Origin of the sequence: Streptomyces sp. NRRL F-5135 (assembly GCF_000719775.1) — a bacterium.
GTDB lineage: Bacteria > Actinomycetota > Actinomycetes > Streptomycetales > Streptomycetaceae > Streptomyces > Streptomyces hebeiensis.
The window spans coordinates 267,402-289,982 of the sequence record NZ_JOHR01000003.1 but is presented as its reverse complement, the minus strand read 5'-3'; the positions used below and the strand labels follow the sequence as shown (position 1 = coordinate 289,982).

The following is a 22,581-nucleotide window of genomic DNA, read 5'->3' as shown; positions in this document are numbered from 1 at the left end:
GCGATGTGCTGGTACACCTCACGGAACGGACGGTGTTCCTCGCCCCGGGAGGTGGTGCCCGTGCCCGGCCGTTCCCGCGTCGTCGTGGCCCCCGGCGGCCTGCGGCGGGAGCCCTTGCAGCGGCTGTTGTTCGGCTGTGTGTACGGGACGGTGCTGGCCAGTGTGCTGGCGGCGGCGCTCGGTCACAACGGCGGTGCGCCTGACCCGGGCTACGACGCGGTCTGGGTGCTGCTGGCCGCGCTGGCGGCGGCCACGGCACACGGCTACGCCCACGCCATCGCGCACCGGACCCACCTCGCCGGACCGGCCACCGCGGGCACCTTGTGGTCGATGCTGACCGAGTGGCCGATCGTCGCCGCCTGTGTGCCGACGGTGGCTGCGCTGCTCGGAGCGCGGGCCGGGTGGTGGTCCGAGAACGACGCGATCGAGTTCGCCCTGGTCCTCAACACGGTGGCGCTGTTCGGCTGGGGGTACTGGGCCGCGCGGGCGGCCGGGCGCGGCCGTCCGGAGGCCTGTCGGGCCGGGGCCGTGGACATGCTGTTCGGGCTGTTCATCGTGGCGGCGAACGTCCTGAGCAAGTAGACGGGAGCGCGTGGCCCGGCTCCGGCCCGCCGAACCGCCGGCCGTCGAACCGCCGGCCGTCGAACGGCCGGACCCGTCGGGCCGGGTACGTCCGGGGCGGGTCCGGCGGGTCCGGTGACACCTTCAGCCGTCGTCGCGGTCACCGTGCGTGTGGTGGTGGACCCATGGGTGACGTACCCGGATCCATACGTCCCTGGCCCGTCGGCCGGCCTCGGTGCGGCTGCGGGCCACCAGTTCCTGGGCCTGTTCCTCGCTCTCCACCATCGGCCCCGAGCCCCTGAGCGGCTTGCCCGCCGTCTCGTGCAGGAAGAAGGTGGCGATCAGTCCGACGACACCGGCGGCCATCAGGTAGTAGGCGGGGACCATCGTGCTGCCGGTCGCCTCGACCAAGCTGGAGACCACCAGCGGAGTGGTGCCGCCGAACAGGGAGACGGAGATGTTGAAGGAGATCGACAGGGCTCCGTAGCGCAGCCGGGTGGGAAAGAGCGCGGGCAGGGTCGAGGCGGACGTCCCGGCGAAGCACACCAGCAGCAGGCCGAGGATCAGACAGCCGAGGGCGGGCAGCAGGATGCCGCCGGCCCTGATGAGCAGGATCGCGGGCGCGGCCAGCGCGATCAGTGCGAGGCTGCCCGCCATGAAAACGGGCCGCCGGCCCCAGCGGTCGGAGGTCCGGCCCACGGTGGTGATGGTGAGCACCACCACGATCATGGTGCCCAGGACCAGCAGCTGGGCGGTGAGGGCATCCTCGCCGAGGGTCTCGGTCATGAACGTGGGCAGGTAGGAGGTCACCATGTAATTGGTGACGTTGTAGAGCAGCACCAGCCCCATGCAGATCAGGACGGCTTCCCAGTGCCGGGTGAAGATCTCCTTGAGCCGTCCCTTGCCGGACTGCCGGGCCTCTTCGGTGGGGTCCTCGGCGCCGGGCTGCTGCCTGGCCTGCTCCGCCTGCTCGGTCGCCTGCTGGAAGGCGGGGGTCTCCTCCAGCCGCAGTCGCATGTAGAGGCCGATGAGACCGAGCGGTCCGGCGATCAGGAAGGGCAGCCGCCAGCCCCACTGCACCATGCCGTCGTCGCCGAGGACGGCCGTCAGGACGGTGACGATGCCGGAGCCGAGCGAGTAGCCGACAAAGGTGCCGAAGTCGAGCCAGCTGCCGAGGAACCCACGGCGTTTGTCGGGGGCGTACTCGGCGATGTAGGTGGTGGCGCCCGCGTACTCACCGCCGGTGGAGAAGCCCTGGACCAGGCGGCAGGCGAGCAGCAGGAGGGGCGCGGCCAGGCCGAGCGTGGCGTATCCGGGCAGCAGCCCCACGGCGAAGGTACTGATCGCCATTATGATCATGGTGGCGGCGAGCACCCGTTTGCGGCCGATGCGGTCGCCGAGCGGGCCGAACACCAGCCCGCCCAGTGGGCGCACGAGGAAGGCCGCGGCGAAGGTGGCGAAGGTGGAGACCACCTGGGTGGCGGGCGAACTCGACGGGAAGAAGACCTTGCCGAGCGTGCCCGCCAGGTAGGCGTACACACCGAAGTCGAACCACTCCATGGTGTTGCCGAGTGCCGCCGCGGACACGGCCCTGCGCACTTCGGGACGGTCGGTGACCGTCACGTCCTCGGCGCTCAGCGGCTGTTTGCCCCGGCGCAGCAGGATACGGAGCAGTCGGTCGGTGGCGGCGCTACCGGCCCCGCCCGGCCGCCCGCCCCGCCGGGGCCGCGGCGTCTTGCGGTGTCCAGTCCTCATTCCATCCCGTCCGCAGGGCACGTTCGTGGTGACGCATTATTCCCCCGCCGGTCCCTGCCTGCGGAAACGACGGCGGGGACCGCGTGTCCCACGCGGTCCGTCCCGCGTCTACCCGAAGGGAAATCCCCTATGCCCCGGGGCACCGGGCTGCGGGGCCGGACGGGCGGTGTGCGGGGTCAGGACGTGGAACGGGGCCACAGTCCGGCGACCCTCTCCCCGAGCCGTACGCCGTCCCGGGCGGTCCAGTGGCGGCGCAGGACGCGTACGCCGACACAGGTGTTGACCGTGGTGACGGCGGGGAAGGCGCCGAGGTCGGTGGTGATGAAACGGGCCAGGTCCTCCTCGTCGCGGAAGACGCCGTAGTGGATGACCGACGAGGACCCCGCCACCATCGACACCTGGCGGGCGGAGGGGTGGGCGCCGAGGGCGTCGAGCAGGCCGGGAATGGCCTGCGGCAGCACGGTGAGGGAGAGCAGGGCGTTGAGGGGGAAGCCCAGCAGGGTGGGCTCGATCTCCACCCGGGGTACCAGGGCGCCGCATTCGAGGAGCGACTGCGCGGTGCGGTAGGCGGTCGAGCGGCTGACGCCCAGTTCGCGGGCGATGTCGGCGGCAGGGATCCGGCCGTTGGCGACCATCAGTTCCAGGGTGCGGCGCTCCAGCTCCGAGAGCCGGTCAGGGGAGGTCAGCCGCTCGCGGGTGACCTGGACCGCGTGCTCGCGCAGCTGTGCCGTCCGGTCCTCGGAGAGCCGGTGCAGCCGCCAGGTCTGGCCGAGCGTGTGGGCGCGCAGCACGAGCTGGGACTCGGTGGAGACGATGCCCTCGGTCGCGGGCAGGCGGTGGGTGAGCAGGTCGAAGATGTCGGTGCCGAGCAGGGGATAGACACTGCAGTAGATGTCGGCACTGCCCGTCGTCAGCAACAGGGTCTGTACCTCGGCGAGTTCGAGGAGCCGGCGGGCCACCTCCTCGGAGCGGCCGGGGGCGCAGGTGATCCAGACCTGGCGCGGGTTCTCCGTGGTGATCAGCGGCCAGTCCAGTCGGCCGACCACCCGCAGCAACCGGTCCGCACGCAGTCGGGAGAGCCGGCGGGCGATGGTGCTCGGGGAGCTGTCCAGCACGTCGGCGAGGGCGTTGACCGGGGTCCGGGGCGCTATCTGGAGCGCGGCGACCAGGTCGAGGTCGACGTCATCGAGCAGCCGTTCTTCCGGGCGCGCCGATGTCCGCCGGGTGGTGACGGTGGGCGAGGGCATGGACCGATCCTAGACCCTCCCATCACCAAGAAGTTACACGGATGAAATAGGCGCACATCACTTCTCCATTGACACAATCAACCACGCTGGCGTCTCATTGCCGATCAATACGCCGCGCTGGCGGCCACCCGGCTGGTGAGGAAGGGAAACGATGTGGTGACCAAGACGACGGTGGAGACGACGGTGGAGAAGCCCACCGCGTCCGTGGCGCTGACCCTGCGGGTACTCGGGGTCGTCGAGCGCGTGGGCAACCGGCTGCCGCACCCGTTCTGGCTCTTCGTGATCCTCAGCGGCGTGCTGCTGGTGCTCAGTTGGGCGCTGCACGCCCTGGGCGTCTCCGCGGCCTCTCCCGCGGACGGCGGACGAGTCGTGGTCCGGAGCCTGGTCTCCGACGCGGGTGTGACGATGATGCTCGACGGCCTCATCGACAACTACGCGACCTTCCCACCGCTCGGTGTGGTGCTGGTCGTGATGCTCGGCGTGTCGGTCGCGGACCGGGCGGGACTGCTGACCGCGATGCTGCGGGCCGCGCTGGCGAAGGTCCCGGTCCGGGCGGTGACGTTCGTCGTCGCGTTCACCGGGATGGTGGCGCACATCGCGTCCGACGCCGCTTTCGTGGTGATGATCCCGCTGGGCGCCATCGCCTACCGCTCCGTCGGCCGCAACCCGGTACTGGGCGCGGTGGTCGCCTTCGTGTCCGTCTCGAGCGGCCACGCGGCCAGCCCGCTGGTCACACCGTCGGACGCCACGCTGGCCGCGCTGACGACGGCGGCCGCACACACCATCGATCCCGCCTACACGGTCACCCCGGTGGCCAACTACTTCTTCTCGCTGGTCTCCTCGGTGGTCCTGGCCCTGGTGGTCACCGTGGTCGCCGAGACCCTGCTGACCCGGCGCGTGGCGATGACCGCGGGCCCCGAGGAGTTGGCGGCGGCCGGCTCCGGCCCGGCCACGCCCGCCGGGGGCGGGGACCGGGCCACGGGGCGGGCCGACGGCGCGGACCTGCCCGACCTCTCGCTCACGGGGGACGAGCGGCGCGGGCTGCGGAGCGCCGCCGCCACCGCGCTCGTGCTGCTCGCGGTCATCGCCGCCGCCGCGCTGCCCGCCGCTTCCCCGCTGCGCGGCGAGCACGGCGCCGTCATCGACTCACCCCTCGTCCACAACGTCGCCGTGTTCCTCGCGCTGCTCTTCTTCGCCACGGGCGTCGTCTACGGCCGGGCGGTGGGAGCGGTACGGCGCGCCCGGGACATCCCCGACATGATGGCCCGCGGGCTGCACGACCTCACCCCGGTTCTGGTGCTGTTCTTCGCGATCTCGCAGTTCCTCGCCTACTTCAAGTGGACGAAGATCGGTGAGGTCATGGCGATCAGCGGCGCGCGGCTGCTGGACTCCTCCGGGGTGCCGCTCACCTTGGTCTTCGTCGGTGTGATCGTCGTCGTCAGCGTGATGAACCTGTGTCTGACCAGCGGGTCCGCGATGTGGGCGCTGATCGGGCCCGTCTTCGTGCCCATGCTGATGCTGCTGCATGTCGCGCCCGAGACCACGTGGGCGCTCTACCGCATCGCGGACTCCTGTACCAACGCCATCACACCGATGAGCCCGTACTTCGTCCTCTGTCTCGGCTTCGTCCGCCGCTACCGGCCCACCGCCGGCATCGGCACCCTGATGTCGCTGACGCTGCCCGTGTCCCTGGCCATGCTCCTCGTGTGGACCCTGCTCTTCCTGGCCTGGTACACGGCCGGGCTGCCCTTCGGGCCGGGGGCGCCCGTGCACTGACCCCCGCGCGTCGCACGGCGCCCGCCCCGCCCGGCGGCCCCGGGAGCCCTCGATCCGGCTCCCGGGCCCGTCGCCCCATGTCCCCCGCACCCGTCACCGCGAGAAGTCACCGCGAGAACCGGAGAGTCACCGCGTCATGTCCGTACCCGCATCCGCCTTCCCTTCCCCGTCCGACGCCTCCGACGGCGTGTCCCGCATCGCCGACCGGTGCCGTACGGCGGAGTACCGCCAGGGCTTCCTGACGGATCTGCGCCGGCTCGTCGAACAGGAGTCGCCGAGCGACGACAAGGCCCTGCTCGACGCGACCGCCGGCCTCCTGGTGAACCTGCTCACCGAGCGGCTGGGAGAGCCGGACCGCCTCGTGCGCCACCGCGACGCGGCGTGCGGTGATGTCGTCGAGGCCGAGTACACCGGCTCGGTGAGCGGCGGTCCGACGGTCACGGTCGTCGGCCACTACGACACGGTGTGGCCCGCCGGTACCCTCGCCGGATGGCCGTTCACGGTGACGGAGGAGACCGTCACCGGACCCGGCGTCTTCGACATGAAGGCGGGCCTGGCGCAAGGGGTGTGGGCCCTGCGCGCCCTGCGGGAGCTCGGCCTGGCCCGGCCGACCGTACGCTTCGTCCTCAACGGGGACGAGGAGACGGGGAGCGTCATGTCGCGCCCGGTCATCGAGCGGGCCACCGAGGACGCGGTGGCGACCCTCGTCCTGGAGCCCGGCGGCTCCTGGGGTGTCAAGGCCGGCCGCAAGGGGGTGGGCATCTTCACCCTGAGCACGACGGGCATCGAGGCCCATGCCGGGCTGGACCCGGCCAAGGGCGCCAGCGCCGTGCACGCCCTCGCCGACGCCGTGCGGCAACTGGCCGACGCGGCGGACCTGGAGCGGGGCACCAGTGTCAACGTCGGGCGGATCAGCGGCGGTACAGCCCGCAACGTGATCGCGGGCGAGGCACACGGGCTGGTGGACATCCGGGTCGTCGGCCAGGAGGAGATCCGGCGCATGGACGAGGTCCTGGCGAGCCTGGCCCCCACCGATCCGCGGGTCACCCTGACCGTCGGCGGCGGCTGGAACCGGCCTCCCATGGAGCCCGGTCCGGCCGGCCGCGAACTCTTCGCCGTGGCGGACTCCGTGGCCGCCCAGCTGCGCGCCCCGCTCGCGGAGCTGTTCGTGGGCGGCGGCAGCGACGCCAACTTCGTCGCCGCCCTCGGCCGCCCCGTACTGTGCGGCATGGGCGCGACCGGCGACGGCGCGCACGCACGCCACGAGCACGTTCTCACCGCCGACCTGCCCGACCGTACGGCACTCACCGCGGGGACCCTGCACGCGCTCGCCCTGGGCAGCGGCGGCGCCGCGGAGTGAGACCGCGCCGGTGGGCGTCCGGCGACGGGCGCCCACCGGCCGGGGACGGCATGGGCGGCGGCCGGCCCGTCGTCGCCGGGCGCCGGATGCCGACGCGGGCGCGGGCGCGGCGGTGCCCCGGTACGGATCGGGACGCGGGGGTGCCGGTACGTGGCTCAGCGGGCGCCGGCCGAGGTGAAGTCCCCGGTGACCTCGGCCGCTCCTCCCACGGCCGAGGCCCGCGCCGTGTACCGGTCGCCGGTGGCGTCCCGGCCGCCCTCGGCGTGGTCGTACTGGGCGGCGAACATGTGCGTACCGGCCGGCACCGTCGCGCCGTCCCTGAGTGTCCAGCGGAAGACCAGCGCACCGCCCCCCGCGTGGACCGAGACGGAGAAGTCCGCCATGGGCAGCGACCGCCAGGAGCCGGTGTCCCGCACCCCGCCGGTCTGCGCGATCCGCAGTTCCACCGTCAGCGCGGTGAGCGGCCGTTCGGTCGTGAGAGTGAGATTGTTCTGGGCCCAGTAGGCGTTGCTGCGCGGATCGACCGCGCCGGCCGACCGGAGATAGCGGGAGCGGGTGCCCGCCCGAGCGGACGCGTCGCTCCCGCCCGCGGACGGTCGCCCGGCGGCCGGCGACCGCTCGGCGTCGGCGGACGCGGCGGAGTCGGATCCGTCGGTGCCGGACGCGGCGGAGCCGGCACCGCCGGTCGTGGCCCGCGGGCTCCGCGAGGCCGTCCCGGAGTGCTCTGGGGCGTCCGCCGGGCCGCTCGGCCCCGCGACGGCCGGCCGCTCCGTGGCGGCCACGGTCCGGGAGGGTTCGTGGGCACCGTCGACGACGGGGCCGAGGGCGAACAGGCTCAGGCCCAGGACACCGACGGCCCCGCCCGCCACGGCGGCCACCCGCGGCCAGGGCGCGGGCCGGTGACCGGGTCCGGCCGCGGGCGCCGGGTCCGGCCCCGCCATGCCCCGCTCCATCCTCGCGAGCATCCGTTCCCGGTCCGGGCGGTGGGCGCGCGCCTCCCGCCGAAGCCGCCTGCCGAGGTCGTCCATCAGCACCTCTTCTCCATGCGTCCCACGGCCACCTTCGCATGGATGCCGGCTTCCGCGGCACCGGTGCCCAACAGGCGTTGCAGCTCCGCCATCCCGCGTGACGACTGGCTCTTGACCGTGCCCACCGAGATGCCGAGGGCGAGAGCGGTGTCACGCTCGGAGAGGTCCATCGCGTACCGCAGGACGACACACGCGCGCCTGCGGAACGGCAGCCGGCCCAGCGCGGCCCGGACGTCCAGCACCACCGGCACGTCCGGGCCGTCGAACCCCTCGGGGCGCTGGGACCAGAACAGCGAGATCCTGCGGCGCTCGCGCACGGCGCTCCGGATCCGTGAACGGACCAGGTTGGCGACCACTCCCCGGGCGTACGCGACGGGGTGGTCGGCTGCCCTGACCCGGTCCCAGTGCCGCCACATGGCGAGCAGCGCGTCGGAGGCCAGATCGTCCGCCGTGTCCGCCTCGCCCGTCAACAGGTAGGCGAGAGTGGACAGTTCCGCGTAATGCCGCTCGAAGAACGCGTGGAATTCGGCGGCTGCGGTGTCGTCCAGGACAGTGCTCACGACAAAACCGCCCCTTCTCTGCGGTGGTGTCCCCGCGGTCGACCGGCCCCCGTCGTACGCGTGTCCGGCCCGCCCTCGCCGGACCGGGCACGGTACGACGGCTCGGTCCGGCGGGCGCGGGCGCCCTGGCTCAGCCGTGGAAGGAGTGCTCCGTGGCCGAGCGGTAGGTCTGCCCGGGGCGCAGGACGGTCGAGGGGAACGACGGCTGGTTCGGGGAGTCGGGGAAGTGCTGGGTCTCCAGGCACAGCCCGTCGCCCTGCCGGTAGACCCGGCCCGAGGTGCCGGCCAGGGTGCCGACGAGGAAGTTGCCCGAGTAGAACTGCACGCCGGGCTCCGTGGTGGCGATCCGCAGGATGCGGCCCGAGCCCGGGTCGCGGAGGGTGATGGCGTGCCGGGGCTCGGCCGTGATGCCCTTGTCGAGTACGAAGTTGTGGTCGAATCCCTGGCCGCGCAGCAGCTGCGGGTGGCCGGTGCGGATGTCGCGGCCGATGGGCTTCCCGGCCCGGAAGTCGAACGGTGTGCCCACCACCTTCGCCAGTTCGCCGGTGGGTATGAGGGTCGTGTCCACCGGTGTGTAGCGGGTGGCCGCGAGCGTCAGCTCGTGCCCGTACACATCGCCGCTGCCCTCCCCCGCCAGGTTGAAGTAGGTGTGGTTGGTCAGGTTGACGACCGTCGGGCGGTCGGTTGTCGCCGCGTAGTCGATGCGCCAGCTGCCGCGCGGGGTCAGGGTGTAGGTGACCGCCGCCCGGAGGGTGCCGGGGTAGCCCATCTCGCCGTCGGGGCTGGTCCGGCGCAGGACGATCCCGACGTCCGAGCCCCGGGTGAACGGCTCCACGTCCCAGACGCGTTTGTCGAAGCCTTCCGTGCCGCCGTGCAGGGTGTTCTCCCCGTCGTTCAGCGGGAGCTGGTAGGTGCGGCCGTCCAGGGTGAAGCGGCCCTTGGCGATCCGGTTGCCGTACCGGCCGATGAGCGCGCCGAAGAAGGTGCCGGCCCCGAGGTAGTCGTCGAGATTGTCGAATCCGAGGGAGACGTTGGCGTACCGGCCGCGACGGTCGGGGATCTCCAGCGACTGGACGATGCCGCCGTAGCTGAGCACGCGCAGCCGGGTGCCGCCGTTCTCCAGGGTCCAGCGGTGGACCCTGGAGCCGTCCGGGAGCCGGCCGAACGGCTCGCGGACCGGTGCTCTGCCGCCGGCCTGTCCGGTCGGTTCTGACTCCGCTCGCGCGGTGGTCGCCGTGGCGGCCGCCAGGCCCGCGGCGGCGGCTCCCGCCAGGACGGTACGCCGGGTGGCGGGGCCCGTGGTGGTACGCGGGCGGGATGTTTCGTTGGTCATCAGCGCGGCTCCTGCCGGGGGTGTGTCGGGGTGTGCTCGTCCCGGCCCCGGTCCGCGCGAGGCGGCGGGCCGGGGGCCGGTGGTGTGTCACGGTGGTCCGGGCGGTCACGGACGGCGCCCGGTGGTGCCGGGGAGACGGGGTCAGCCGGCCTTGAGCCGCAGAAACGTGACCGAGTGCGGCGGAAAGGTGTGGGTGAAGGTGGCGCCGACACCGTCCCGTGTCGAGGTCACCGGCCTGATGGGCTGGTCGTCGGCGGTGTTCACGGCCTCGGGGGAGCCGCTGAGTGTGGTCAGCCGGGCCGTCGGGGCGACGTTGCGCACCCCGGCCAGGCGGACGGTCGTACGGGCCGCGTCGCCCTGCGCGTTGACGACCTTGACGATGAGGTCGTCCCCGTCACGGGTGACGACCTGGCGGAAGGGTTCGGCCGCCTTGTCGTCGGTGAAGCGCCCCCATTCCGCGCCGTCGAGGTAGAGGGTGACCTGACGGCCCCGGACCGCGACGCGTACGTCGTAGGTCCGGCCGGTCTCGATCTTCGTGTCCGTGGAGACGAGCGTCTGCTTGGCCCCGCCGACGGCCTTCTCCACGGCGGACTGCGTGTTGTTCCAGCCGCCCAGGTTCCACCAGTAGTAGTTCCCGGTGTCCCGGACGCCGAAGGCGATCAGGAAGCCCTCCTTGCCGGCCTGTTTGGTCGCCTTGACCCGCAGGTCGTAGTTCTGCCAGGCGGGGTCACCCGCGGTGACGAGGGTGTTCTCGGCCGCCGTGTCCGTCTGGACGTAGGCGCCGTCCCGCACCGCCCAGCTTCCGGTGCCCGCCGCCTTCGTCCAGCGGCCGTCACCCGCCGAGAAGTCGTCGGCGAACAGCGTCTTCCCGTCGGCGCCGGTGACCGTGACGTCGTCGTAGGCGGCGCTCGTCGCCCAGGTGGACAGGCCGACGGCGCCCGTGATGGGAGCGGTCCCGGCCGGGGTGGCGCTCGCCGTGCTGGGAACGACCCGGTCCCCGGTGTTCGTCATGAACAGCTTCTGCGTCTCGTAGTTCGCCGAGCCCCAGGAGCGGGTGGTGTCGAACCAGATCATGTCGGGCCGCCACTGCACGGAGTCGGTGTTGGCGAGCAGCGGGGCGTACGAGGCGAGCTTGACGACGTCCGCGTTGCGTTCGAGGCCCGTCATGAAGGCCGCCTCGGCGAGGGCGTTGCCGAAGGTGTTGCCCTGGGAGGCGTACTCACCGAGGAACACCTTCGGTCCGGAGCGGTCGTAGGTGTCGTAGCGGTCGTTGTTCTCCAGGAACCACCGCGGGCTGTTGTAGTAGTGCTCGTCGACCATCGCCACCTTGGCGTCGCGGTTGAGCTGCCAGGCCCGGTCGAAGGTGGCACCGGCGTCGTCGGGGCCGGAGTTGGAGATCACCGTGATGTCCGGGTGCGCGGCCTCGACGGCCTTGCGGAACTCGGTGAAGCGGGCGAAGAACGCGTCCGGGAGGTTCTCCTCGTTGCCCACCTCGATGTGGGTGAGGCCGAAGGGCGCGGGATGGCCCATCGCGGCGCGCTTGGCACCCCAGACGGAGGTGGCGGGGCCGTTCGCGAACTCGATGAGGTCGAGCGTGTCCTGGATGTGGCGGCGCAGCAGGGCCGGGTCGTCAGTCGCCGTGTTCTGACCGCAACCGGTGACGAGGGCGGGGACGACCGGCAGGGCGGTCGCGCCGATGTCCTCGGCGAACTGGAAGTACTCGAAGTAGCCGAGTCCGTAACTCTGGTTGTATCCCCAGAAGTTGGCGTTGGTGGCGCGCTGCTCGACCGGGCCGACGGTGTCCTTCCACTGGTAGGAGCGCTTGCGCTGCCAGCCGGAGGCCGCGTCGTACCCCTCGTGGCTGCCGGTGTTGACCAGGCAGCCGCCGGGGAACCGGACGAACCCGGGGCGCAGCGCGGCGATCTTCTCGGCGAGGTCCTTGCGCAGTCCGCCGGGGCGGCCCTTGTAGGTGTCCCGGGGGAAGAGGGAGACCATGTCGAGCCGGACGGTGCCGCGGCCGGTCGCGGTCACGGCGAGGCGGCCCGCGGTGTGCGTGGCCGTGGCGGTCAGGGTCGCGGTGTACTTGGTCCAGCGGTCGCCGCGGGCGGTGAGCCGCAGCGGCCGGGAGAGCGCGGTGCCGTCGGCCGCGCGTAACTCCACGGTCAGGGGGGTGCCTGCGGCCTGGTCGGTGCGCGCCCACAGGGAGACGTCGTAGGTCTTGCCCCGCCCCACCGCGATGCCCGTGGTGAAGCCGGAGTTGACGACACCGGTGCCGGCCTCGCTCCCGTCGAGCCCGAGCCGCAGGTAGGTGCGGTTGCGTTCGTTCAGCCGGGCGGAGTCGTTCACCGCGGTCGCCGTGCCCGTCCCGGTGGGGGTCCACGCGGTCATCGGGGTGTACGAGGCGTTGTCCGCGGTGCTGTACTCGAACGACCGGTTCTGGACGAGTTCGGCGTAGAGCCCGCCGTCCGCCGCGCGGTTGATGTCCTCGTAGAAGACGCCGTACATCGTGTCGTCGATCGCCGGTCCCGGGCGGCTCGCGTCGATGTCGATCGTGTAGTCGGTGGTGTCCTCGGCCGCCTGCGCGGGCGCCTGGAGCACGCCTGCCGTCACCAGGAGCGCGGCGGCCGCGAGAGCTGGTCTCCAGCGTGTGCGTGGCGTGGGCATCCCGTCGCTCCTCGTTCGATATCCCGGACAATGGCCAGAACTTCGAACGCACCATAGGAAGAGGCGCCGTGAGCGTCAATGGTCCGCGCAGCATGTCCTTGATCCGGGCCGGTCAGGCCGGTGCGGGGGGCTCGCCGCCCCCGTACCGCCGCGACCCGGACCGCTCCCGTGGGACAGGCCCGCTCCCGTGGGACAGGTCCGGGCCGCTTCCGTACGGGGGCGCGGTCAGATCTCCAGCAGGTCCCCGGCGCGCACCGGGCGGCCCGTGGCGAAGGACTCGTTGGCGGCCAGTCCGGTGACCAGGGAGCGCGCTCCGTCGGCCGCGTCCGCCGCGCGTCCGAGCGCGTCCGGCGCGGCGGGGTCACGGTCCCCGAAGAGGTCGGCGAGCATCCGGACGTCCCCGCCGCCGTGCCCGCCCTCGCCGGTCGCCGGCGTCAGCGCCCGCGGCTCCTCCCAGAACCGGCGCAGCAGCAGTTCGGTCCGGCCGGCCTCGTCGCCGGCCGCGGCACCGTGCATCACCGCGCTCACGCCGTCGGTCCGGGGCCGGGGGCGGGCCCAGGTGGACTCCTCGACGAGCAGTTCCAGGCGGCCCTCGCTGCCGTTGAAGGCGATCCGGTAGCCCTCCCAGGGGGCGTACGCGGTGAGGTGGTAGGTGAGCGTCGCGCCGGTGGCGTAACGCACCAGGACCGCCATGTCGTCCTCGATGCTCACGCCGGGGCCGAACACGTTCCGGTCGCGGTGGTAGCCGTCCTCCGCTTCGGCGTCCAGGTAGAGGGAGCGCAGGACGGAGGAGTCGGCGAGGTGGACGGCGAAGGGGTCGTCGTCGGCGGCGGGCGAGCCGTGCGCGCGGGTGTAGTCACGGGCCAGGCCCCGGCGCCGGCCGGCCTCGTCGCCGTAGAAGAACAGCCCGCCGTGCGCGTACACCGTCTCCGGCCGCGTGCCCAGCCACCAGTTGACCAGGTCGAAGTGGTGGGTGGCCTTGTGCACCATCAGGCCGCCGGAGTTGGCCTTGTCGCGGTGCCAGCGGCGGAAGTAGTCGGCGCCGTGGCGCACGTCCAGCAGCCACTCGAAGTGCACCGAGCCGACCTCGCCGATCCGGCCGGCGGCGAGGGTCTCGCGGACGGCCGCGTGCACGGGGTTGTACCGGTAGTTGAAGGCCACCCGTACCTCGCGGCCCGAGCGCCGCCGGGCGTCCAGGATGCGCCGGGCCCGCTCGGCGTCCGTGGTCATGGGCTTCTCGGTGACCACGTCACAGCCCGCGTCGAGGGCGCGAACGATGTAGTCGTCATGGGTGCGGTCCACACTGCACACGACGACGAGGTCGACCCGCTCGCGGCGGAGCATCTCCTCGAAGTCGTCGGGGCCGTACGCGGGTACCGGAGGCCGACCGGGATGCGCGGCCGCGATCCAGTCGTTGTGGACCGCCATGCGGTGGGCGTTGACGTCGACGAAGCCGACCAGGTCGATCCGGTCCGCGTACGGTCCGGTGAGCGCCTCGGTGAAGAGCTGGGCTCGGGCGCCCAGGCCCACCACGGCGCAGCGGCGGCGTGCGGTGTCGGGGGACATCGGGATCTCCGTTCGACGGGTCCGTGGGGAGGGTGGTGGAGGCGGCGGCAACGATTGCACGCCGCTTCGCCGTGGGACAAGGGGGGCCGAAGAGCCATGCGTTCACGGCTGATTCGGGAGTTTTCATTGACTGCCCGGTTGTCACAGGCGTAACTTCCCGGCCAGTTGGAAACCGGTTGGCAACGTTTGCAGCAGCACCCTCCCTCACCGCTCCCTCCCGCGTCGTTCCTCCGCCGCCCCCGCGTTTGTCTCCCCGTCGCCGCCCGCCCGCACCCCCGTAAAGCCCGCATCCGTCGAAGGGCCCGATGTGCACAGGTCAGCCGCGTTCGTAAGCGGCCGTCGACCCCCGTACCACCAGATGGGTCGGCAGCACCCGCCGCAGGGGTTCCGCTCCGTCGACGGCGGGTGTGACCAGCATGCGGAACATCAGGTCGACGGCTGCTCGCGCCCCGTGTGCCTTGGGTACGGAGACGGTGGTCAGTGGTGGGGCGGCCATGCCGGAGAGGGCGATGTCGTCACAGCCCACCACGCTCATGTCGTCGGGGACCCGGACGCCGCGCGCGGTGAACCGGCTGATCAGCCCGAAGGCGACGATGTCGTTGAAGGCCACCACCGCGCTGGCGCCGCTGGCGAGCACCACATCGGCGGCGCCGGTGATCCCGCCGTCGAAGTGGGGGGCCACACTGCCGACGCGGACGATCTCCACCGTGCCGGTCCTGGCCATCTCCTCGATCCCCGCCGCCCGTTCACCGGCCGCCCAGGTGGAGCGCGGGCCGCCGACATAGGCGATCCTGCGGTGGCCGAGTGCGTGCAGATGCGTCAGCGCGTCCGTCATCCCCTCCAGCAGATCAGCCGTCACACTCGCGAATCCCGGCTCCGATCTATGGAGCAGCACGATGGGCTTGTCGGTGAGGTCGCGCAAGCCCCGCAACTCCTCCCCACTGAGCTGGGGCGAGCACAGAAGGACGCCATCCACCTGCGGTGCGAGAGTGCGCACCGCATCCAGCTCCAGCCCCTCGTCGCGCTCGGAGTCGCTCACGAACACGGCGTGCCCCAGGCCTCTGGCGCGGGCCTGCACCCCTTTGCAGATGTCGGCGAAGAAGGGGTTCAGCAAATCCGGGACGATCAGCCCGAGATGGCCCGTGCGGCCGGTGATCAGGCCCCGCGCCGACGGGTTCGGCCGGTAGCCCAGCCGCTCGGCCGCGGCCCGTACCCGCTCGCGCGTCCGCTGGCTCGCCGTTCCCCCGGGCGCGAGCGCGCGGGACACCGTGGACGGGGAGACCCCCGCCGCCTTCGCGACCTCTCGAATCGTCACCTGCACGCCCCGAGGTTGGCACCACCACCGACGGGCGTCAATGAAGATCGGTGGCCGCCGTCCGCCCGCCGGCCGGCCGGAGCATCGCGCGTCGTACGACCGAATCCTGGAGAAGAGAGGTGAGTTCATCCATGCCCGCAGACAGGACGACGAGGCCCTGGGCACTCCTCGTGACCCTCGCGCTCACTGCCCTGCTCACCGCCTGCGGCGGTCCCGACGACAGCGGTGGCGGGGGCCGGGTCACCCTGCGCTACACCTGGTGGGGCAACCCGGACCGGGCGGCCAGGACCGAGCGGGCCGTCGCGCTGTTCGAGAAGCGGCACCCCGGGGTCGAGGTGCAGACGTCCTTCGCCGGCTACGACGCGTACAAGCAGAAGCTCGCCACCCAGGCTGCGGGCGGCGACGCACCGGACGTGATGCAGCTCGACTACCGGATGATCGACCAGTACGCGACCGGCGGGGTCCTGCTCGATCTCCGCGAGCAGTCCGCGGTGCTGCGCACCGACGACATCGACCCGGGGCTGCTGGCCACCGGGGAGGTGGACGGCGCGCTGGCGGGGCTCGTGCAGGCGCGGGGCACCGAGACCTTCGTGTACGACGCGGCGCAGTGGAAGGCCACCGGGGTGGCCCCGCCACGCGCGGGCTGGACCTGGCAGGAGTGGGCGGACACCATGCGCGAGCTGACGCGGAAGTCCGGCAAGCCCGGCGCCACCGATCCCGGCCAGAGCGAGGACTGCTTCGAGGTGTGGCTGCGCGGTCTGGGCAAGTCCCTCTACCGCGAGGGCGGCGGGCTCGGTTTCACCGTCGACGACCTCACCCGGTGGTGGACCTTCACCGACGGGCTGCGGCGCGAGGGCGTGGTCTCCACCGCCCGGCAGACGACCCAGCTGGACGGCACGGTGGAGAACACCGCGCTCGGGCGCGGGACGGCCATCGGGGACTTCAACTGGGACGCGCCCGCCAGCGGGTATCTGGGAATCGTCGGGGACGGACTGACGCTCGCGCCGATGCCGTCGGGTGAGGACGGCAGGCCCGGCCAGTACTTCAAGCCCTCGATGTTCGTCGGCGCGGCGGCCAACACCGCGCACCCGAGGGAGGCGGCGCAGCTGATCGACTTCCTGATCAACGACCCGGAGGCGGCCGGTGTGCTCGGGGCGAGCCGCGGCATACCGGTCAACGAGTCGATCCGTGCGGACCTCGTGCCGAAGCTCGAAGGCTTCGACCGGACCGTGGCGGACTACCAGGACTCCGTCGACGGCAGCCTCGAGGCGCCACCGCAGGCACCGCCCTCGGGTGACAGCGCCTTGCAGACCACCTTCAGCCGCGACTACGACCAGGTGTCGTTCGAGCGGATGTCGCCCCGCGAGGCGGCCGAGAACTACGTCACCGAGGCGAAGGCGGAGCTGAGGTAAATGACCACCACCGACATACCCGCGGCCACCGCGCGCCGCACGCCGCCACCGGCCGCGGGCAAGGGCGCCGGCCGCCGGCGCGAGGGCGCGGCCTGGGTGTTCCTCTCCCCCTGGGTGCTCGGCGCGAGCGTGCTGACCCTGCTGCCGATGGCGGTGTCCCTGTACCTGTCGTTCACCGACTACGACATGTTCAACCCGCCGCGCTGGGTGGGGCTGCGGAACTACACGCAGATGTTCACCGAGGACCCCCGCTACTGGCGGTCGGTCGGCACGACCCTGCTCTACGTGGTGCTCGCCGTGCCCCTCCAGCTGGCGGTGGCGCTGGCGGTCGCGCTCGCGCTGAAGTCCGTGCGGCGTGCCAAGGGCTTCTACCGTTCGGCGTTCTACGCTCCCTCACTGCTGGGCGCGTCCATGTCCATCGCCCTGGTCTGGCGGGCGATCTTCAACGACGGCGGCACGGTCGACAACCTGCTGGGCACCGGGGGCTGGGTGACGCAGCCCGGCTGGGCGCTGCTCGCCGTGGCCCTGCTGACGGTGTGGCAGTTCGGCGCGCCGATGGTGATCTTCCTGGCCGGTCTCCAGCAGATCCCCGCCGAGCTGTACGAGGCCGCGGCGGTGGACGGGGCGAGCAGGGCCCGGCAGTTCGTGTCGATCACGCTGCCGATGCTGTCGCCGGTCCTCTTCTTCAATCTGGTGCTCCAGACCATCCAGGCGTTCCAGGTCTTCACCCCCGCCTTCGCGGTGAGCGCGGGCAAGGGCGGACCCGCCGACTCCACCCTCTTCTACACGCTCTACCTCTACGACCGCGGCTTCGTCGCCTCGCACATGGGTTACGCGTCCGCCATGGCCTGGGTGCTGCTGATCGCGATCGGCGCGGTCACCGCGGTGCTGTTCCGCACCTCGCGCGCCTGGGTCTTCTACGCCGGTGAGGAGACCCGATGACCACGAACGTGCCGACCGCCGCGCCCGGCTCCCAGGCCGCGCCGCGCCGGCCGCTGCCCTGGCGGCGGGTCGCCCTGCACACCGGCCTGCTGGCCGCGCTGCTGGTGATGCTGTACCCGCTCGGCTGGCTGCTGGCGACCTCGCTCAAGCCCGCCGACGAGGTGATCGCCAGCCTGAACCTGCTGCCCAGCCGGCTGGAGTGGGGCAACTTCACGACCGCCCTGGACGGTGTGAACGACGTCTCGATCCCGCGGCTGCTGACCAACTCGCTGCTGATCGCGGGCGGCGCGGTCCTCGGCAATGTGCTGAGCTGCTCGCTGGCCGCCTACGCCTTCGCGCGGCTGCGGTTCCGGATGCGCGGCCCGCTCTTCGCGTTCATGATCGCCACCATCATGCTGCCGCACCACGCCGTGCTGATCCCGCAGTACGTCATCTTCAACCAACTGGGCATGGTGAACACCTACTGGCCGTTGATCCTGCCCAAGTTCCTGGCCACCGAGGCGTTCTTCGTCTTCCTGATCGTGCAGTTCATGCGCGGTCTGCCGCGCGAGCTGGAGGAGGCCGCGCGGATCGACGGCTGCGGTCCCTTCCGCAGCTTCGCGCTGGTGATCCTGCCGCTGATCCGGCCCGCGCTGATCACCACGGCGATCTTCACCTTCATCTGGACCTGGAACGACTTCTTCACCCAGCTGATCTATCTCTTCTCGCCCGAGAAGTTCACCCTGACGCTGGCACTGCGCTCGTTCGTGGACGCCTCCAGCCAGTCGGCGTTCGGGCCGATGTTCGCGATGTCGGTGATCGCCCTGCTGCCGATCGTGCTGTTCTTCCTGGCCTTCCAGCGGTTCCTGGTGGAGGGCATGGCCAGTTCCGGGGTGAAGGGATGAGCGCGGCGCGGGCCCGGGAGCCGGGCGAGCTGTTCGGGCCGCGCACGGCCCTGTTCGCGGACATGCTGAGCGTCGGCCTCGCGACGGCCGTGACATGCCTGCCACTGGTGACCGTGCCGGCGGCGCTGTCCACCGCGTGCGCGGTGCTGCGCGGATCCGTCCGGGACCGGCCCGTGACGGCGGGGCGGTACGTGGCGCTGCTCCGGCGGCGTGCCTGGGCCGCGGATCTCGCCGCGGGTGCGCTCCTCCTGGCCGGGGCGCTGCTGTTCGCGGCGGATCTCGCCCTGGCCGAAGCGGGGCTGCCGGGCGCGCGGCTCTTCGCGGTGACGGCCGCCGTGATCGGCGCGTGTGCCGCGGTGGTGGGGCTGCGGGCGTGCGCGCGCCCGGAGTCGGGGGCCGCGGGCTGGCGGGCCGCGCTGCGCGGCGCGGCCCGTGACGCGGTGTCGGACGTGGGCGGAAGCCTGCTGGTGCTGCTCGCCCTGGCCACGGCCGCGCTGTGCGCGTGGATGATGCCGCCGCTGGCCTTCCTCGCGCCGGGGCCGCTGGCGTTGGCGCTGACCGCCGTCGACGTACGGCGGGGCGGGCCCGCCGCCTCGCGCGCCCGTGTGAAGACCTCCACTACCTGTGAGACCTCCGATTCCTCCCGGGAGCGTGTGTGATTGCCCGCCGAACCCTCCTCGCCACGACCGCCGGCACCGTCACGGCGGCCGGTCTGGCCGGCGCGGGCGCGGGCCCGGCCGCGGCCGCTTCCCCCTCGGGGACCGCCGGGCAGGTGGACGAGGACTTCGTCGCCTTCGTCACCACGGCCGCCGGCCACCGGGCGGCTGCGGGCCACGGTCGGGCGCATGCTGCGCGGAGCGGGGCCCGGTCTCGCGCACGACGGGGGCGCGGAATGCGGGTCGGGGCCGTCCGGCTCGCGGGAACCCGGTACGGCGATGCCGCCGTACCGGGTCCGTCCCCCTCGCGCGCCCGCCCTCAGCCGCAGAAGTCCAGGCGCGCCAGCCGGATCCGGCCGCGCAGCGTGACCCGCAGGTCATGGACGCCGGTCAGCGACACCTCGGCGTGCACCGAGGTGTGGTCGTACGGTCCGCCGGTGGCCGGAACGGCCAGGGACGCCACCGCCTCGCCCCCGGGCAGGGACAGTTCGACCGAGCCGGGGCCGCCCGAGACCTCGGCGGCGACCCGGGCCACGCCGCCGCCGAAGTCGCAGTCCCGGAAGAGGAGTTCGCCGTCCTCCCCCACCGGTGCCACCGCGTCGCCCCGGGTCTTGGCGCGGTCCACGATCTCGGTACCGCGCTGCTCGTCGTAGTCCGCCGCGGACAGACCGTTCGCCCGTACGGCGCGGGCGCGCGGGGCCTCGCCCGGCAGCGTGACGCGGGCGGTGGCGCGGATGTCCGCGCTGGAGGCGCCGGCCTCGATCACGTACACCCCGCCCGGTACGGTCCAGCGGCCGTGCGCGACGTCGTGGTGGCCGAGTTCGGTGAGGCGTACGGCCGTCTCGACGGTACGGGACTCCCCCGGACCGAGCGGCACGCGCGCGTAGCCGACGAGCTGGCGGTGCGGGCGCGGGACGCGCGGTGCCTCCTCGCGCGCGTAGAACTGCACCACCTCGTCGGCCGCGCGCGCTCCGGTGTTGGTGACGGTGACCCGGACCGGCAGGGTGTCCTCGCCGTCGGCGGGCGCGGCCGCCTCCAGGCCGTCGTAGCCGAAGGTGCTGTAGGACAGCCCGTGGCCGAAGGGGAACAGCGGTGTGCCGTCGAAGTAGAGGTAGGTCTGGCGCGAGCCGATGATGTCGTAGTCGAACAGGCCGGGCAGGTCGGTGTCGTCCGCGTACCAGGTCTGGGGCAGCCGCCCGGCCGGTGAGACGTCGCCGGCCAGGATCCGGGCCAGCGCGGCGCCCGCCGCCTGGCCGCCGTGCGCCGTCCACAGCAGCGCCGGGAGCGCGGCGCGCGCGTCCGGTACGGCGTAGGGGTAGGCGGAGACCAGTACCAGCACCGTGTCCGTGCCCGTGGCGTGGGCCGCGCGCCAGAGCCGGTCCATCCGCGCGGGCAGCGCGAGGGTGGTCCGGTCCTCGGTCTCCCGGCCGTTGATGTGCGGGTCGTTGCCCGCCACGACGATCACCACGTCGGCGTCCGACGCCACGCGGGTCACGGCCTCCTCGCCGCGTTCGACGGTCTCGATCTCGAACCGGTCGCCCTGGTCGGCAACCTTCACGCCGTCGGCGGCGACCGCCACGTGACGGCCGGTCCCGAGGTGGGCGAGGAGGTGTCCCCCGTCGTCATGTGGCACCAGCCGGAAGGTCTCCTGGACGACCCAGCCGCCGGGCTGGTCGGCGGAGGCGCGCACGTACCCGTCCTCGGCGACCGAGAGATAGCGGCCGTCGGGCGCGCGCAGCGTGATCACCCCGTCGCCCCAGTCGGTCAGGGCGAAGGTGGTGGGCTCTTCGCCGCAGGTCAGCGGCGGCAGGTCGGTGCGGCCCGCGAGCAGCGCCGGGTCGAGCGCGCCGTCGGCGCCGCGCTGCTCGTCGGCGGCCTCGGAGGCGGGCACCTGGAGTCCGCCGCCGGCCGCCGCCCTGAACCTGACCCGGTCGGCGCCCTCGGCGAAGGTGACCCGGTCCGCGCCGAACCGGCTCCGCAGTCCGTCGAGCGGGGTGGAGCGGTGGATGAGGGTGCCGCTGTACCAGTCGAGTTTGCACTCGTCGGCCAGCGGGCCGACCACGGCGATCCGGCGGCCGGGCGTCAGGGGCAGCGATCCGTCGTTCTTCAGCAGGACGACGGCCTCCTCGGCGGCCCGGCGGGCCAGCTCGCGGTGGCGGGGCGAGTCGATGTCCTTGACGTCCCGGTACGGGTCGAGTTCCGGGTCGAACTCGCCGAGCGTGAACCGCACGGTCAGCTGGCGCCGTACGGCCGTGTCGATGTCGTCCTCGCCGATCAGCCCCCGCGCCAGGGCGCCCCGGATACGTCCGATGACGACCGAGGGGTCGGTGCCGTGGTCGGTGAAGCTGTCGACGCCGGCGCGCAGGGCCGCCGCGGTCGCCTCCTCGTGCGTGTCGAAGTAGTGCTCGGAGTCCACCAGGTTGGAGGGCGCGCCCGCGTCGGAACAGACCAGCAGTTCCCGCTCGGTCCAGGTGCGCAGTTCCTCGCGCAGGTACGGGGAGAGGTGGTTGGGCCGGCCGTTGACCAGGTTGTAGGCGGGCATCACGCCGGCCACCGCGCCGGCCTCGACGGGCTCTCGGAAGGCCCGCAGGTCGTACTCGTGCAGGACGCGGGGGCGGACGGAGGAGGAGCGGGTGGCCCGGTCGGTCTCGTTGTTGTGCGCGAGCCAGTGCTTGAGCACGGGCGCGGTGCGCCAGTAGGCGGGGTGGTCGCCGCGCAGGCCACGGGTGTAGGCGACGGCGGTGGCGGCGGTGAGCTTGGGGTCCTCCGCGTACCCCTCCTCGTTCCGGCCCCACCAGGGGTGGCGCAGCAGGTTGACGGTGGGGGCCCAGACGTTGAGTCCGACCCGGTCGTCGTCGGCGCGCATGGCCCGGACCTCGGTGGAGACAGCAGCGCCGATCCGGCGCACCAGCTCCGCGTTCCAGGTGGCTCCGAGCCCCACCGCCTGGGGGAAGACCGTGGCGGGTCCCATCCAGGCCACGCCGTGCAACGCCTCCTGACCGGTACGGAACGGCCCGACGCCCAGGCGTGCCACCCCGGGCGTGAACTGGTGCAGCAGAGCGGTCTTCTCCTCGAGCGTCAGCCGCCCGAGCAGATCGTCGACGCGCCTTTCGAGGGAGAGCCGAGGGTCGCGGAAGGGCGGCTGCTGGTCTGCGGTCACGGGCGATTCCCCCTGAACAGGTACGGGACGGAGCGGGTGGACCAGTATCGAAGCGCTTCGATGCTCTGGGTCCTATCGACAGGTGTCAAGACGTGCCGTCGTCAACGGCGTGCCGTGGCCGCACCCGTAACGCGACGTGTATTTACCGCCGTTGAGGGTTCCGACTCGCGGTTGAGGAATCTTGGAACCGGCCCTTGTGCCTCTGGAGACGTTCACTTAACCTCGCAGCAACATCGAAGCGCTTCGACGCAGCATGGGCGAATCGCGGCTCTGTGGCCGCTGACGCCCGGTCCGGACGGGACAGGACGGCCGTCGGTCACCGCCTGTCTCACCGCTTGTCGCACCTCCTGCCCTCACCTTCC

The 22,581-nt window shown here is 72.5% G+C and carries 16 protein-coding genes; 7 read left to right on the top strand and 9 right to left on the bottom strand.

The genetic code is table 11. The annotated features are described in order from the left end of the window. Nucleotides 1–60: 60 nt before the first annotated feature. Complete coding sequence (locus tag IG02_RS0106590; protein WP_030742975.1) at nucleotides 61–582, top strand: hypothetical protein; 522 nt, start codon at nucleotides 61–63, stop codon at nucleotides 580–582. Nucleotides 583–705: 123 nt separating this feature from the next. Here IG02_RS0106590 and proP read toward each other — a convergent pair whose 3' ends face one another. Both proP and IG02_RS0106575 read right to left on the bottom strand, forming a co-directional pair. After that, nucleotides 706–2,316, bottom strand: a complete 1,611-nt coding sequence (proP, locus tag IG02_RS0106580) for a glycine betaine/L-proline transporter ProP (protein ID WP_037802421.1) — start codon at nucleotides 2,314–2,316, stop codon at nucleotides 706–708. A 176-nt stretch (nucleotides 2,317–2,492) separates the two neighbouring features. Then, nucleotides 2,493–3,563, bottom strand: coding sequence for an Lrp/AsnC family transcriptional regulator (locus IG02_RS0106575; protein WP_051764588.1), 1,071 nt, complete (start codon nucleotides 3,561–3,563; stop codon nucleotides 2,493–2,495). A 156-nt stretch (nucleotides 3,564–3,719) separates the two neighbouring features. Between IG02_RS0106575 and IG02_RS0106570 the strand changes: the two genes are divergently transcribed. Beyond that, nucleotides 3,720–5,339 (top strand): AbgT family transporter, encoded by a 1,620-nt coding sequence (locus IG02_RS0106570; RefSeq protein ID WP_037802491.1) that lies wholly within the window; start codon nucleotides 3,720–3,722, stop codon nucleotides 5,337–5,339. A 136-nt stretch (nucleotides 5,340–5,475) separates the two neighbouring features. After that, nucleotides 5,476–6,699 carry a M20 family metallopeptidase gene (locus IG02_RS0106565; protein WP_078854252.1) on the top strand — a complete coding sequence of 408 codons (1,224 nt, stop codon included), beginning with the start codon at nucleotides 5,476–5,478 and terminating at the stop codon, nucleotides 6,697–6,699. A 155-nt stretch (nucleotides 6,700–6,854) separates the two neighbouring features. On the opposite strand, the gene IG02_RS0106560 is transcribed toward IG02_RS0106565, so the two are convergent. The 6 genes from IG02_RS0106560 to IG02_RS0106535 form a co-directional block, all read right to left on the bottom strand. Then, complete coding sequence (locus IG02_RS0106560; protein ID WP_234314635.1) at nucleotides 6,855–7,727, bottom strand: hypothetical protein; 873 nt, start codon at nucleotides 7,725–7,727, stop codon at nucleotides 6,855–6,857. After that, nucleotides 7,727–8,287, bottom strand: a complete 561-nt coding sequence (locus tag IG02_RS0106555; protein WP_030742958.1) for a SigE family RNA polymerase sigma factor — start codon at nucleotides 8,285–8,287, stop codon at nucleotides 7,727–7,729. The genes IG02_RS0106560 and IG02_RS0106555 overlap by 1 nt, the downstream gene beginning before the upstream one ends. Nucleotides 8,288–8,417: 130 nt before the next feature. Then, the gene (locus IG02_RS0106550; protein ID WP_051764577.1) at nucleotides 8,418–9,620 is read right to left on the bottom strand and encodes an aldose epimerase family protein; all 1,203 of its coding nucleotides are present in this window, start codon (nucleotides 9,618–9,620) and stop codon (nucleotides 8,418–8,420) included. A gap of 141 nt (nucleotides 9,621–9,761) precedes the next feature. Then, nucleotides 9,762–12,284 (bottom strand): alpha-L-arabinofuranosidase C-terminal domain-containing protein, encoded by a 2,523-nt coding sequence (locus IG02_RS0106545; RefSeq protein ID WP_030742953.1) that lies wholly within the window; start codon nucleotides 12,282–12,284, stop codon nucleotides 9,762–9,764. A gap of 225 nt (nucleotides 12,285–12,509) precedes the next feature. Then, entirely contained in the window at nucleotides 12,510–13,850 is a 1,341-nt protein-coding gene (locus IG02_RS0106540) for a Gfo/Idh/MocA family protein (protein ID WP_030742951.1), read from the bottom strand. Nucleotides 13,851–14,166: 316 nt separating this feature from the next. Continuing rightward, nucleotides 14,167–15,171 carry a LacI family DNA-binding transcriptional regulator gene (locus IG02_RS0106535; protein ID WP_030742948.1) on the bottom strand — a complete coding sequence of 335 codons (1,005 nt, stop codon included), beginning with the start codon at nucleotides 15,169–15,171 and terminating at the stop codon, nucleotides 14,167–14,169. A 125-nt stretch (nucleotides 15,172–15,296) separates the two neighbouring features. On the opposite strand from IG02_RS0106535, the gene IG02_RS0106530 reads away from it, so the two are divergent. The 4 genes from IG02_RS0106530 to IG02_RS0106515 are packed head-to-tail and all read left to right on the top strand — an operon-like array spanning nucleotide 15,297 to nucleotide 19,062. Further along, the gene (locus IG02_RS0106530) at nucleotides 15,297–16,577 is read left to right on the top strand and encodes an ABC transporter substrate-binding protein (RefSeq protein WP_030742944.1); all 1,281 of its coding nucleotides are present in this window, start codon (nucleotides 15,297–15,299) and stop codon (nucleotides 16,575–16,577) included. Further along, nucleotides 16,578–17,519 (top strand): carbohydrate ABC transporter permease, encoded by a 942-nt coding sequence (locus IG02_RS0106525; protein WP_030742941.1) that lies wholly within the window; start codon nucleotides 16,578–16,580, stop codon nucleotides 17,517–17,519. After that, nucleotides 17,516–18,403, top strand: coding sequence for a carbohydrate ABC transporter permease (locus IG02_RS0106520; protein WP_030742938.1), 888 nt, complete (start codon nucleotides 17,516–17,518; stop codon nucleotides 18,401–18,403). Before IG02_RS0106525 ends, IG02_RS0106520 begins: the two co-directional genes overlap by 4 nt. Next, complete coding sequence (locus IG02_RS0106515; protein WP_051764575.1) at nucleotides 18,400–19,062, top strand: hypothetical protein; 663 nt, start codon at nucleotides 18,400–18,402, stop codon at nucleotides 19,060–19,062. Before IG02_RS0106520 ends, IG02_RS0106515 begins: the two co-directional genes overlap by 4 nt. Before the next feature lie 316 nt (nucleotides 19,063–19,378). Here the strand turns inward: IG02_RS0106515 and IG02_RS0106510 are convergent, their stop codons facing one another. Continuing rightward, nucleotides 19,379–22,219 carry a glycoside hydrolase family 3 C-terminal domain-containing protein gene (locus tag IG02_RS0106510; protein WP_030742934.1) on the bottom strand — a complete coding sequence of 947 codons (2,841 nt, stop codon included), beginning with the start codon at nucleotides 22,217–22,219 and terminating at the stop codon, nucleotides 19,379–19,381. Between the last annotated feature and the right edge of the window lie 362 nt (nucleotides 22,220–22,581).